General features: G+C 66.7%; 11 protein-coding genes and 1 pseudogene. 11 read left to right on the top strand and 1 reads right to left on the bottom strand.

Annotated elements, in window-relative coordinates:
* Nucleotides 1-95 precede the first annotated feature (95 nt).
* The 8 genes and pseudogenes from ACFXB5_RS38255 (at nucleotide 96) to ACFXB5_RS38220 (ending at nucleotide 7,118) form a co-directional block, all read left to right on the top strand.
* A complete protein-coding gene (locus ACFXB5_RS38255) occupies nucleotides 96-521 on the top strand; it encodes an IS3 family transposase (RefSeq protein WP_385217159.1) in 426 nt (141 codons plus the stop codon).
* Nucleotides 491-841 carry an integrase core domain-containing protein gene (locus tag ACFXB5_RS38250; RefSeq protein WP_385217152.1) on the top strand — a complete coding sequence of 117 codons (351 nt, stop codon included), beginning with the start codon at nucleotides 491-493 and terminating at the stop codon, nucleotides 839-841. The genes ACFXB5_RS38255 and ACFXB5_RS38250 overlap by 31 nt, the downstream gene beginning before the upstream one ends.
* A 21-nt stretch (nucleotides 842-862) precedes the next feature.
* A pseudogene (locus tag ACFXB5_RS38245) lies at nucleotides 863-1,258 on the top strand (GNAT family N-acetyltransferase); the annotation flags it as partial.
* A gap of 334 nt (nucleotides 1,259-1,592) precedes the next feature.
* Nucleotides 1,593-2,792: a serine hydrolase domain-containing protein gene (locus ACFXB5_RS38240; RefSeq protein WP_385217149.1), complete on the top strand. Its 1,200-nt coding sequence runs from the start codon at nucleotides 1,593-1,595 to the stop codon at nucleotides 2,790-2,792.
* 457 nt (nucleotides 2,793-3,249) lie between these two features.
* Nucleotides 3,250-4,287, top strand: a complete 1,038-nt coding sequence (locus ACFXB5_RS38235; protein ID WP_385217146.1) for an IS110 family transposase — start codon at nucleotides 3,250-3,252, stop codon at nucleotides 4,285-4,287.
* Nucleotides 4,288-4,415: 128 nt separating this feature from the next.
* Nucleotides 4,416-4,571: a hypothetical protein gene (locus ACFXB5_RS38230; protein WP_185929880.1), complete on the top strand. Its 156-nt coding sequence runs from the start codon at nucleotides 4,416-4,418 to the stop codon at nucleotides 4,569-4,571.
* Between the two features lie 146 nt (nucleotides 4,572-4,717).
* Nucleotides 4,718-5,959 carry an alanine racemase gene (locus tag ACFXB5_RS38225; RefSeq protein ID WP_385217142.1) on the top strand — a complete coding sequence of 414 codons (1,242 nt, stop codon included), beginning with the start codon at nucleotides 4,718-4,720 and terminating at the stop codon, nucleotides 5,957-5,959.
* 46 nt (nucleotides 5,960-6,005) lie between these two features.
* Nucleotides 6,006-7,118 carry a M20/M25/M40 family metallo-hydrolase gene (locus ACFXB5_RS38220; RefSeq protein WP_385217139.1) on the top strand — a complete coding sequence of 371 codons (1,113 nt, stop codon included), beginning with the start codon at nucleotides 6,006-6,008 and terminating at the stop codon, nucleotides 7,116-7,118.
* On the opposite strand, the gene ACFXB5_RS38215 is transcribed toward ACFXB5_RS38220, so the two are convergent.
* Entirely contained in the window at nucleotides 7,102-7,947 is an 846-nt protein-coding gene (locus ACFXB5_RS38215; protein ID WP_385217136.1) for a M55 family metallopeptidase, read from the bottom strand. The two genes, ACFXB5_RS38220 and ACFXB5_RS38215, sit on opposite strands and share 17 nt — an antisense overlap.
* A gap of 110 nt (nucleotides 7,948-8,057) precedes the next feature.
* On the opposite strand from ACFXB5_RS38215, the gene ACFXB5_RS38210 reads away from it, so the two are divergent.
* From ACFXB5_RS38210 to ACFXB5_RS38200, 3 genes are all read left to right on the top strand, one after another.
* Nucleotides 8,058-9,668, top strand: coding sequence for a PucR family transcriptional regulator (locus tag ACFXB5_RS38210; RefSeq protein ID WP_385217134.1), 1,611 nt, complete (start codon nucleotides 8,058-8,060; stop codon nucleotides 9,666-9,668).
* 145 nt (nucleotides 9,669-9,813) lie between these two features.
* Nucleotides 9,814-11,364: an ABC transporter substrate-binding protein gene (locus ACFXB5_RS38205; RefSeq protein ID WP_385217132.1), complete on the top strand. Its 1,551-nt coding sequence runs from the start codon at nucleotides 9,814-9,816 to the stop codon at nucleotides 11,362-11,364.
* A 7-nt stretch (nucleotides 11,365-11,371) separates the two neighbouring features.
* Nucleotides 11,372-12,400, top strand: coding sequence for an ABC transporter permease (locus ACFXB5_RS38200; RefSeq protein ID WP_385217129.1), 1,029 nt, complete (start codon nucleotides 11,372-11,374; stop codon nucleotides 12,398-12,400).
* Nucleotide 12,401 lies beyond the last annotated feature (1 nt).

Genomic DNA, 12,401 nt, shown 5'->3' with positions numbered 1-12,401 from the left:
TGCAACGCTGGTGGAAAGCCTGGTCCAGCACGCCCCCACCAGCAGAGTTACAAAACCTGATCAACGCAGTCAGTACCGGCCGACCACTCAGCCACGTGCTCTCCGCTCTCGCACGGCACCTGCCACCCGCATTACGCCGCCATCGGCTCGTCACCCCAGGCACACCGCTGACCTGGCACCGCCGTCTGGTGCGCTGGAAATGGCGCCAAACTCCAGCCGGACCCGGCCGGCCACCACTGGCGGAGGAGACGGTCGCGCTCATCCAGCGCCTGGCGCGAGAGAATCCCGCCTGGGGATACGTCAGAATCCAAGGCGAGCTCCGACGGCTCGGGCATAGGATTGCCGCCGCCACGATCCGGCGCGTTCTGCGCCGCTCCGGTCTACCGCCCGCACCGCAGCGCGCCTCCCGGCAGGCTTGGCGCGAGCCGGGCGCTTCCGGTTCCTCATCCGTGACCGAGACAGTAAGTTTACCGCCGCATTCGATGCCGTCTTGGCTGACAACGGCACAGCCGTCGTCCTGACTTCGCCGCAAAGTCCCCGGTCAAACGCGTTCGCCGAACGATGGATACGCACAGTCCGTACCGAGTGCACCGACCGACTCCTGATCACCGGTGAACGGCACCTGCGTACTGTCCTCAACCAGTACGCCGAGCATTACAACTCGGGGCGGGCTCACCGCAGCCTCGGCCTGCGTGCCCCTGACGACGACCCGAACGTCATCCCTCTTCCGGCTGCCATGGTCCGGCGCCGCCAGGTACTCGGCGGGCTGCTCAACGAGTACCGCACCACGTCACCCCGGTTGCCTCATCATCCGCAGGGAAAGCCCAGTTCAGCAGCCTGATCGGAATATTGACACCCTTCAGGCACCCCGGACACCCCGGAAGCCCTGCGCTCGCGCTACCAGCGCATGACCGCAGGCTCTCCCGACCCGGCGGTCTCCTGGCTGAACTGGGTGATCCGGCACCGTGACGAGTCCTGCCTGACGGGCACCCTCCAGGCGACGGTCGGGCCCTCCGGCCACGGACTCATCGCCGAGATCGCCTGGGTGGTGGGGACCCCGTGGCAGGGAAGAGGCATCGCCAGTGAAGCGGTCCGAGGACTCTTCGACTGGCTCAACCGACAGCCGGTGCAGACCGTCATCGCCCACATCCACCCCGAACATCGGGCATCCGCCGCCGTCGCCACCGCCGCCGGGCTCACACCCACCGACGAATTGCACGAAGGCGAGATCCGATGGCAGCGGAGCATCAGGCGATAACTTCAACGATCCATTAGGTATTGACTATTACTCAACACGAGATCCACCAGAGCTAAAGGGCTCTATGTCTTCTGAGGAGTCAGTTGTCGCACCTCAGTGATGAGTCAATGACCGTCGCGGTCTCTCCTCTTCCGACGGGCAGATGGCTGCCTTCGAAGCTGTACTTGGCCTCACTCAGGGGGTCAGCACCACTACCAAGCGGGGGTTACCCCCATTACCTGCCGTGCCTCCACTGCGTAGCGTGATCGTCGTTCCCAGTGTTCGATTCGATGGAGGAATAGCGACAATGAGGTACAGACTTCGTCGGCGGGGTGGTCAGCAAGGGAAGCGCCTCGTGGCCCTGGCGACGGTCACCGCGGCGATTGTTTCGGGGATGATGGTGTCGGGAAGTGGGCCGGCCGTCGCGCACGCAGTGGTGGAGCCATCCGTTCGCAGTGCCACCGCGTCACTGCGAAGTGACCTCGAGAAATATCTGGACGCTCAGGGCACTAAGGATCATTTCTCAGCGGTCTCCCTTCGGGTGACATATGCCGATCAGCGACCTGATGTCTCGGTCGATGCGGGGACGTCCCGCTACGGCGGTGGTCGACCGGTGAACAGCAAGGCGCTGTGGCAGATAGGCAGCAACACCAAGGCGTTCACGTCCGTGCTGCTGCTTCAACTGGAGGCCGAAGGAAAGCTGTCCATACGGGACAAGCTGGGAAAGTGGCTTCCCCAGTATCCGGCGTGGCGCGATGTCACCATCAAGCAACTGCTGTCGATGACCAGCGGCATCCCCAGCTACACCGAGCAGAATGCGTTCCTGAAGGATTTCGACGCCAATCCCTCCACGCGCTTCACGCTGGAGCGCCTGATGTCCTATGTGGAGGGCCTGCCACTGGGTCCCGCGAAGTACGAGTACTCGAATACGAACTACCTCCTCGCGCAGATGATTGTCGAACGAGCGTCGCACGATACTTACCATGAGCGGCTCGCCGAGCGCATCATCGAACCTCTCGGAATGAACGACACCTGCCTCCCCCCGGACTGCCCTCCGGACACGGCCTCGCGCATGCCGACGCCGTACTCCACCCATTCCGTCCTGCCGAAGCATCTCAACAAGTCACTTCCTCGGCTCCGCCTGTCCTGGGCGCAGGGGGCGGGTGGCCTGGTGAGTTCACTGAGAGACATGACGGCTTGGGACAGGGCGCTGTACAGCGGTCGACTGCTGCCCTCAGCGCAGCAGCGCGAGCTGGAGTCCCTGGTCTCGGCGAAGACGAGTAAGCCCATCAAGAGCGTCACGGCCGACGATCCCATCGGTTTCGGGCTCGGTGTCGTGAAGTTCGTCCATCCTGTGGCCGGGACGGTCTGGGCCTATGAGGGGGCCACTTTTGGAAACCGGGTGCTGCACATGTACTTCCCGAAGACTGGCATGATCATCGCCCTTGCTGTCAACAGCGCCGTTGGCGAAGGGGACACGCTGCCCGACCTCGCCGGTACCGTCTACAAGACTCTTTCGGCGCAGAAGGCACAGGCTCTCCCACGGCACCAGTAGCCCCGGAGCCAGCTGCGTGACTTCCAGGTAGCTGCACTGCGAGGTCTGAGCTCCCTTCTTCCTGAGCTTGGCCTTTAACGTCGCAGGTCACTCGGCCTGCTGAGGCCCCGGGAATCGGCAGGCCGTGATGCGGCCATTCTTCGCGGTGGCGACGAGGTACGACTGTGAGGATGACCGGGTGCCGCCTTGGGCGGCGGTCTGGCCCGAGGTACGACTGGCGTTTCTGCCTTGAGTTTGATCTGCCGGCCGCTGTCCGAGGCGGCGTGTGCTACCGCCGGACCGGTAGGCGTGTCCCGATAGGGGCCTTCGCGACAGGCACCGTCACAGTCCTGACCGCCTCACCTGGCCCGGCGTCGGCACCGGTGTTCCCGAGGCGTTCAGGAGACAGGCGACCATGCCCAGCATGACCCACCCCACCCGTCCGCGTCACCACTGAGCTGACCCGCCAGAGGACGTTGTGCTCGGTGTGGACACCCACAAGGACGTGCACGTGGCCGCGGTAATCACCGCAACGGGAGCCATGCTGGATACCCGTAGCTTCCCAACGACGCGTGGAGGTTACCGGCAGCTCCTGGCCTGGGCGCGGGCCTTTGGCAGCCTTCGGCGTGCCGGCGTCGAGTGCACCGGCTCCTACGGTGCGGCGCTGACGCGCTACCTGCAGACCGAAGACATCGCAGTCAGCGAAATCAACCAGCCGGACAAAGCCACCCGACGTCGACGCGGCAAGACCGATGCGATCGACGCAGCATCTGCCGCTCAGGCAGTGCTTTCCGGCCGGGCCACAGCCACCGCCAAGACCACCGACGGGCCGGTGGAGACGATCCGGATGTTCAAAATGGCCAAGAGCTCCGCGATCAAGTCGCGGTCACAGGCAATCAACCAGCTCAAGGCCGTCCTGGTCTCCGCAGACCCGGCTCTGCGGGAGTCGTTGGCCGGTCTCGGCAACGCCAAACTCATCCGCCACTGTGCCGAGTTGAGGGCAGCCTCCGGGACTACCCCGGAGGCTGCCGCACGTCACACACTGCGGCTGCTTGCCAAGCGGATCCTGCATCTCACCGAGGAGATCAACGACCTCACTACCCGGATCACTTCGTCGATCACGGCCTGCGCACCGAAGCTGCTGGACCGTTACGGCGTCGGCCCGGATACCGCAGCCGCGTTGCTGATAGCGGCCGGCGACAATCCGGAACGCATGGGCAGCGAAGCATTCACCGCGCTCTGCGGTGTCAGCCCGGTCGAGGCATCATCAGGCAAAACCCAGCGCCGCAGGCTCAACCGAGGCGGTGACCGGCAAGCCAACTGCGTGCTCTACACCATCGTCCTGGCCCGCCTTCGCTGGGACACCCGCACCCGCGATTACCTGGAACGGCGCATCACTGAGGGCAAGACACGCCGCGAAGCCATCCGATGCCTGAAACGCTATGTCGCCCGTGAGATCTACCAGTCCATCATCCCGCCCAGGAAGAACGTGCTGACGCGAGCATCAGCTGGTTGACATCCATAGGGGCATCAAGCTCGCCGTCCGCTATGAGGCGACCGTGCTGGTCGCGGCCATCAACGAATGGCTGTGACCAGCGCTTTCGAAACACGCCCTAAAGGCCCCGTGCGGCACGGCCCGCACTCGTGACGCGCATGGACCTCCTGCGGCGGGAAGGCGGAGAGGTCGGCTCGACCAACGACGTGATGGGTCCGCCGGCCATCGCTATCCGTCGCCGGCCGCTCGACGTGCAGTACGGCCGCGCCGTGGTCATCCACTGCTGGATGATCACGGTCCACTGATCCGATGCCTGCCCGACTCGGACGGATGACCGAATCAGGCCCGATGGGTTCGGTCGCCCGCACGGACCAGCCGACAACGATTCACGCGAGACTGAACCCGTGTGGCTCAGGGCCGCGACGACGCGGCGACGATGAGGAGACGGGCATTGACCGACGAACGGGTGACATGGCGCGACCGGGCGTTCCCTGACCGCGATGTGCCGCTCACAGAGGTCGGCGCGCAGGGCTGGCACCTTCTCGACGGCGACTTCCACCTACCGGTCGTGGCCCTGCGGGAAACAGCCATCGAGCGCAACCTCGCGCTGATGCGGGACTACTGCACACGCCACGACGTACTGATTGCGCCACACGCGAAGACCACGATGAGTCCGGCGCTCGTCCAGCGCCAGCTCGCCACTGGCGCCTGGGGCATCACGGTCGCCAACGTCCAGCAGGCGAAGGTGTTCATCACCGCGGGGGTGCGACGGGTCCTGGTAGCCAATCCCGTCGTCGGTCCGGCCGACCTCGCTCACATCGCCGCCCTGAGGCGGGCCGACCCGGACCTCGAGGTACTGCTGCTGGTCGACTCCGTCGAGGCGGTCGCCCTCCTGGTCGACCGCGTGAGCCCCGACGCGGCCGACCTCCGGCCCCAGCCCGTGCTGGTCGAGCTCGGCTACGCCGGCGGCCGCGGCGGCGTGCGGTCAACAGACGACGCCCTGCGAATCGCGCAGGCGGTTCGCGACGCCGACGGGGTGGAACTCGTCGGGATCGAGGGCTTCGAGGGCCTGGTACCTGGCGCCGACCTCGTCGAGCGCCGCGATCGCGCTGCCGACTTCCTCGACTGGTCCGCGACAGTCGTCCGCGAGTTGATCGACCGCCGGCTGCTGCCTGGGAGCGGTGCCGTCGTGTCGTTCGGCGGCAGCTCGTACTTCGACCTAGTCGTCGCACGGTTCCGGGAGCTCTGGAGCGGCGATCGGGTCGAGGTGATGCTGCGCAGCGGCTGCTATCTGACGCATGACCACGGTCTTTATGCGCGCACGTCGCCGTTTGTCGGGCACGACCCGGCGCCGCTGCCGGCGCTTGAGGTGTGGGCCGAGGTGCTGTCACGCCCAGAGCCGGCACTCGCGATCCTGGGCGCCGGTCGCCGCGACGTCTCCACCGACGCCGACCTCCCGCTGCCCGTCGCGGTCCGGCGCGACGGGCACACCCGGCCTGTCGACGACCTGCGGGTCACTGCCGTCAACGACCAGCACGCGATGGTGGCCGTCTCGGAGGACGCCACGCTCGAGGTCGGCGATCTCGTGTGCCTCGGCGTCTCCCACCCCTGCACGACGTTCGACAAGTGGCGGCTGGTCCCGGTCGTCACCGACAAGTACGAGGTGATCGATGCCGTCCGCACCTACTTCTGATTCGGTCCCGTCCGCTGCACTGGGCCAGCCTTCCGGGGTCCCGGCCGTGGACCTCCATAAGTTCCTCGCCGACCTGGAGCGGCTCGTCCAGGTCGAGTCACCCTCGACGGACCGCGACGCGGTGGCCCGTTCGGCCCGGGTCGTGGCCGACGTCGTGGAGCGGCGGCTGGGTCGACGCCCCGAGATCGTGCGGGTCGACGGGGTCGACCACGTTGTACTGCGAGGCTGCGACAGCCAGGTCCTGCTGCTCGGCCACCACGACACTGTCTGGCCGATCGGCACCCTTGCGGATCTGCCGTTCTCCGTCGAGGATGGGGTCGTCCGCGGGCCGGGGTGCTTCGACATGCTCGTCGGTGTCGTACAGGTCGTCCACGCGCTGGCGCTGCTCCGTGCCAGACACGGTGACACGGTGCTCGACCGGGTCACCGTGCTCGTGACGGGTGACGAGGAGATCGGATCGACCACGTCACGCGGCCTGATCGAGACCGAGGCTTCCGGCTGTAGAGCCGCCTTGGTACTCGAGGCCGCCGGTCCGGGCGGTGCGCTGAAGACCCAGCGCAAAGGCGTGTCGCTCTACGAGCTCGAGGTGCTCGGCCGGGCGGCGCACAGCGGCCTGGAACCCGAGCGCGGCGTCAACGCGACACTCGGTGTGGCGGAGCTCGTCCTTGCGCTGGCCGACCTGGCTGATCCCGCTGTCGGCACCACCGTTACGCCCACGCTCATGGCGTCCGGTACGGCGGCCAACACCGTGCCCGCCCGGGCGACGGTCGCGGTCGACGTCAGAGCCCGCACGGTCGCCGAGCAGGAGCGGGTCGATACTGCGGTCCGAGCACTGGGCGTCGGTGTCGCCGAGGCGATCGTCGTGGTGCACGGCGGCATCAACCGCCCGCCTCTCGAAGCGGCGGCGTCGGGCGACCTGTTCGCGCGGGCGGCCCGGCTGGCCGCAGACCTCGGCCAGCCGCTGCTCACGAGCATGGCGGTTGGCGGGGCCTCCGACGGCAACATTACGGCTGGTGCCGGCGTCCCGACGCTCGACGGACTCGGGGCGGTGGGAGGTGGCGCACACGCCCGCGACGAGCATGCCGAGGTCGCGTGGATCACGCCGCGCGCCGAGCTGTTGGCTGCGCTGGTTCTCGACCTGGTCAGCGACGGTTCGTGATCGCTTGTCGTGCGCGTTCGCTGCTCAGCGCGAGCTCGTAGAGCACCGTGATGAGCCCCAACACGTCCTCCGCGCTCTCGAGGACCGCCGCGACCGTGCGGTCGGCCGTACGGGTGCAGCCAGGGATACAGGCGCTGAGCTCTGCGGCCACGGGCGAAGGCATGTCGACCTCGAGCCTCAAGGGAGTGCCCGCGGCAGGGCGCGGCAACGAGGCGGCGCCCGCGACGGCATGGGCGGCACCCTCGCGCACGAGGCCGAGCGCGACGCTCGGCGCGACCGTGTCGGTCGCCGAGAAGCCGTGAGCCTTCTTGACCGTCACGACCGTCGCTCCTGCGAACACGTCGGACGCGATCGCGCCGATAACGTCGTCGCCTGTCACGAGACCGACGGGCACGCCGAGCGAGGCCGCGTAGAGCCCGTTGACCTCGGCCTCGGAGACCTGGGCGCCGTCGACCCGCACCTCGCCGAAGTAGGCCGAGAACGTGTGAGCCAGGACCCCCGGAGCGCCGGCCGGCGCGTGATACCCCACGAACAGGGCGACGGCGCAGTCGTCGGTCAGGCCCTCCGCCATGCACTGCGCCTTTGGGGCGCCGAACACGAGCCGGGCACGTGGGTCGAGCCGGTCGTGCAGCAGGTTGTCCATCGTGCCGTGCGAGTCGTTGACCACCACGCTGGTCGCGCCGCCCTCGAAGGCGCCCGCTATCGCTGCATTGGCCTCCTGAGTCATGAGCTCCTGGGCGCGGGGATACCCGGAGCCGCCGCGGACGATCTGGTCGAGGGTCGCGATGCCCGCGACGCCCTCCATGTCGACCGAGATGTACACCTTCACCGCTGGCTCCTGTGCTCGTCGTGCTGGGCCCCGCCATTCTGCGCTCGTGAGGGGGTTGTCTGATAGTGCGATCGACCGAAATCTACTCCTCCCGGCTGTACTGTCGACCCATGCCCATCCCTGTCTTCACGACGCCTCTGGGACGGCTGACCGAGCGCCTGGGGTCGACCCTGCTGACGCTCGAGGCCGGCAAGCACCAAGCCACGCGCACCGTGTCAACAGTCGTGCTGTACGACCCGCTGGACCCCCCGGATATCACGCGGGACGCGATCGTGCTCGCCGTGGCGGTCGCCACAGACCGCGACCTTGCCGACCTCGTGCAGGCGGCGGGTGACGCCGGCGCCGCGGCGCTCATCGTCCGCGAGCCGCTGACCGTGGGGCGCGAGGTGGCCGAGGTCGCCGAAGAGGGGAACGTCTCGGTCTTCAGCCTCGTCCGGGGGGCGTCGTGGGTGCAGGTCGCGACGCTGCTGAGCGGCGCGCTCAACCTGGGTCCGGAGGGTCCGGAGTACGGCGGCGACTCCGCCAGGGACCTGTTCACGTTGGCCGACTCCCTGTCGACGCTGCTCGGGGCTCCCGTGACGATCGAGGACCGGTCGTCGCGCGTCGTCGCGTTCTCGGCCGACCAGGTCGGTACCGATGAACCGCGCCGCCTCACGATCCTGGGTCTGCAGGTTCCCGAGATGTACAGCGCTTACCAGCGCACGCAGGGCGTCTTCCCGGTCATCTACGGGTCCGAGCGGCCGATCTTCCTGGCTGAGCCTGCGCCCGGCACGATGCCGCGGGTCGCGATGCGGATCCAGGCCGGCGACGAGGTGCTCGGCTCGATCTGGGCCGTGACGCCCGAGCCGTTCGACGCCGGGCGCGAGCAGGTCATGGTCGAGGCCGCCCAGCTCGTGGCCCTCGCGATACTGCGGGCGCGGGTCAGCGCCGACGCCGCCCAGCGAGTGGCCGAGTCGCTTGGGTCGCAGCTCCTTGATGGAGGCTCGGAGGCATTTGAGGCCGCCCAACAACTCGGGTTCGAGACCTCGCCCGCATGCGTCCTCGTGTTGGGTCCCCTGGTGGACGACGACGAGATCCGCACGGTTTCGGACACCCAGCGCGCCGCCGCAGCCCTGCGGATGCACCTGCGGTCGGTGTATCCGCGGGCGGTTGCGGTGCCGATCGGCGGACTCGTGCACGCGGTCGTCCCGCTCCGAGCCGCCGACGAGCGCACGCTCACGGCAGTGCAGCAGCATGCGACCGAGTTCGTCGGGCGGCTCGACACCTCGACCGAATTCTGCGCCGGGATCGGCGGGGTCGTCGCCGACGTGCGTGACCTGTCGGCCTCGCGCCGCGACGCCGAGGCCACATTGCGGGTCCTGCGCGCCCGGCCGCACGAGGAGCGACGGGTCGCCCGCTCCGCCGAGGTGCAGGTCGAGGCCCTGATGCTGAGGATCGGCGACTCCCTCGCCGCCGACGGCATCGAGCTCGGCGGACCGCTCGTGGCGCTGCGCGCGTACGACGCGGGCCACGAGACCGAGCTCGTCGCGACCCTGCGCGCCTGGCTTGAGCACTTCGGCAACGTGACCGCTGCGGCGCGCGAGGTCCACGTTCACAAGAACACGTTCCGGTATCGCCTGGAGCGGGTCGAGGCGATCGCCGACGTCGACCTCGGTGACCCCGACACGCGCTTCGGCCTGCTGCTGCAGTTGCGTCTGGACGCGTGTTCGCGACCGGCCTGAGCCTGTCGCGCCACACTCGCCACCCGGTGGTTCGTGCGCTCGTCCAGGAGTCCAGGTCAGGGATTGGACGAACGTCCGATGAGCGGCGCGGATCGACGATCGAGGATGTGACCCGATCCACATCACGTCAAAAGGGGCGGCCTCCGTGAACAAGCGCATTCTTGCTCTCCCCATTCTTCTCGCGGCCACGTCGGGCCTTGCGGCCTGCGGCGGCTCGGACGCGTCGTCTGGGGGCGGGTTCGCGACTGACGCCGCCTTCACCGTCGCGGTCGACTCGGATCCTGGTGACCTGAACCCGCTGGTCACCAACCTCGTCAATGCGCAGATCGTTGGTGCGTACTCCTACGACAGCCTCCTCTCGGTCGATCCCAAGACGGGCAAGCTATCGCCTTTCCTTGCACAGAGCTGGACCGAGAGTCCGACCAAGGTCACCTACACGCTTCGCAACAACATCACGTGCGCTGACGGCACTCCTTTCACCGCGCAAACGGCGGCGGACAACCTCAATTGGATCGTGGACCCAGCACACAAGTCGCCGCGTCTCGAATCGGTCGTGCCGTCCGACGCCAAGGCAAGCGCCAAGGGGAATGTCCTCACCGTCACCACCTCAAAGCCGCGGCCGTTCATGCTGAACAACCTTGGGGGTCAGCAGATGGTGTGCGAACACGGCCTGAAGGACCCGAAGACCCTGACGTCCGGCAGTGATGGAACGGGACCGTTCGTCATTGACCACGTGGTGGCCGGCGATTCGATCAAGCTGACCAGGAGGGCCGGATACACGTGGGGGCCGGAGCACAGCACCTCCGAGACGCCCGGGATGCCCAAGACCGTCACGATCAAGATCGCGCCAAGTCCGTCGACCCGAGCGAACCTCCTGCTCTCCGGCGGACTCAACGCGGCCATGGTGAGCGGAAAGGATGAGGCGCGCCTGACTGCTCTCAAGTCACTCCCATCACCGGCCATGTCCGGGATGATCATCTACAACCACTACCAGGGGCTCCCGACAGCTGACGTCGACGTACGACGAGCGCTGACCCAGGCGATCGACCTCGATACCCTCACAAAGATCGTCACTGGCGGCACGGGTGAACGCGCGACCTCGCTTCTCTCCGAGCACCCGAGCTTGTGCACCTACGACTCTGTTTCCGGGAATCTGCCTGCCTATGACCCGGACGCGGCCAATCGCGCTCTGCACGCGGCGGGTGCGTCCCCGACGATCAAACTGGTATACGACAACAGCACGGACACGGGGACCGCTGGGGCCGAATACGTCGCGAAGCAATGGGAGGCCGCTGGGGCCAAGGTGAAGCTCGATGGTGGCGACGAGAACTACGTCATCAGCAAGACATTTGCAGCCAAAGACCCGTCGGGCTGGTCGGCAACGCTCGGACTCAACCTGCAAACCGGAACGCCGGCGATCTACCCGCAATACCTGTCGGGCCCGGCCGCACCCGCGGGGACCAACTTCGCGTCGATCGACAACAAGGATTACAACAGTCGTGTATCTGCAGCGGCTCGTCTGACTGGTGACGACGCGTGCAAGGGTTGGAAAAACGCGGAGAAGGCGCTGATGGCGAGTGCTGACCTTGTTCCCGTATCCGTTACGCCATACCCCATGTACTTCAATGGGGCCACCGCGCTCTATCCGCCGGTAGGCGGCGTTCTTCCTGGCTCTGCCATCCGTGTGCTGAAGTGAGCCTGACGTGACTACTGATCCGATTCGCGCCCTGCCGACGGACGACCTCGAGTCTCAGGCAACAACATCGAGAGTCGGCCGAGCTGGGGAAAGGCAACTGGGCGCCTTCATCCTGCGACGGCTCGCACGGCTCGCCTATTCGGTGGTTGCCCTGGCGACGGTTGCCTTCTTGATGATCCGGTTGATCCCTGGAGATCCAGTCCGAAATGCGCTTGGAATCAATGCGACTGCGGCGGTCGTCGAGAGGCAACGTGAGAGCTTGGGCCTGAACGATCCCCTGTGGATGCAGTACGTGGAGTTCTGGAAGGGTCTGCTTACCTGGGATCTCGGAGATTCGTTCTCGCTGCACTTGCCAGTCACGACGGTTATCGAACAACGCTTGCCAGCAACTCTAGAACTCACGTTCCTGTCCTTGGCGGTCGTGCTGCTGGTTTCTGTGCCGCTCGGGATCCTGGCTGCCGCGTTCACCAGGGGTGGCCGACGGCAATTCCTCGACGTGGCGTACACCACGATGAGCGGACTGCTCGCCGTCATCCCCGAATTTCTCACAGGCGTCGCACTCGTGTATCTCTTCGCGGTTCAGAGCCACGTACTTCCCGTTGCGGGACGCGCGGGACCGAGCTCGTACGTACTACCGGTATCGGCGTTGTCGATCGGGACCGCGGCTGCGGTCTCCAGAATCGTCCGAGTCGAGGCATTGACGGTATTCCAACAGGATTACATGCGTACCGCTCGTTCGAAGCGGATGCCACGGCGTCGCCTCTACTTTCGTCACGCGCTGCCGAACCTCATGACCTCCTCGCTGACGATCGCAGGCATCGTTCTCGCCTCCTTGGTGGCGGGCACTGTGCTGATTGAGACCATCTTTTCGTGGCCGGGTCTCGGGCTGACGATCGTGGACGCCGTGAGAAGCAAGGACTTCCCGCTCGCACAGGGAATCGTCATCGTGTACGGCCTGATCGTGCTCGTTGCCAACCTCATCATCGACATCGCCCTGGTCTGCCTGGACCCTCGCTCAGCACTCAAGGACACCTGAG

The organism is Streptomyces sp. NPDC059455 (genome assembly GCF_042750115.1).
Taxonomy (GTDB): domain Bacteria; phylum Actinomycetota; class Actinomycetes; order Streptomycetales; family Streptomycetaceae; genus Streptomyces; species Streptomyces endocoffeicus.
The sequence above is the reverse complement of the archived record's forward strand: the minus strand, read 5'-3'. Positions and strand labels throughout refer to the sequence as shown.

Excerpts from the sequence above, each read along its gene's own strand:
- ACFXB5_RS38210 (WP_385217134.1), top strand. The coding sequence starts at position 8,058 with ATGCCCATCCCTGTCTTCACGACGCCTCTGGGACGGCTGACCGAGCGC.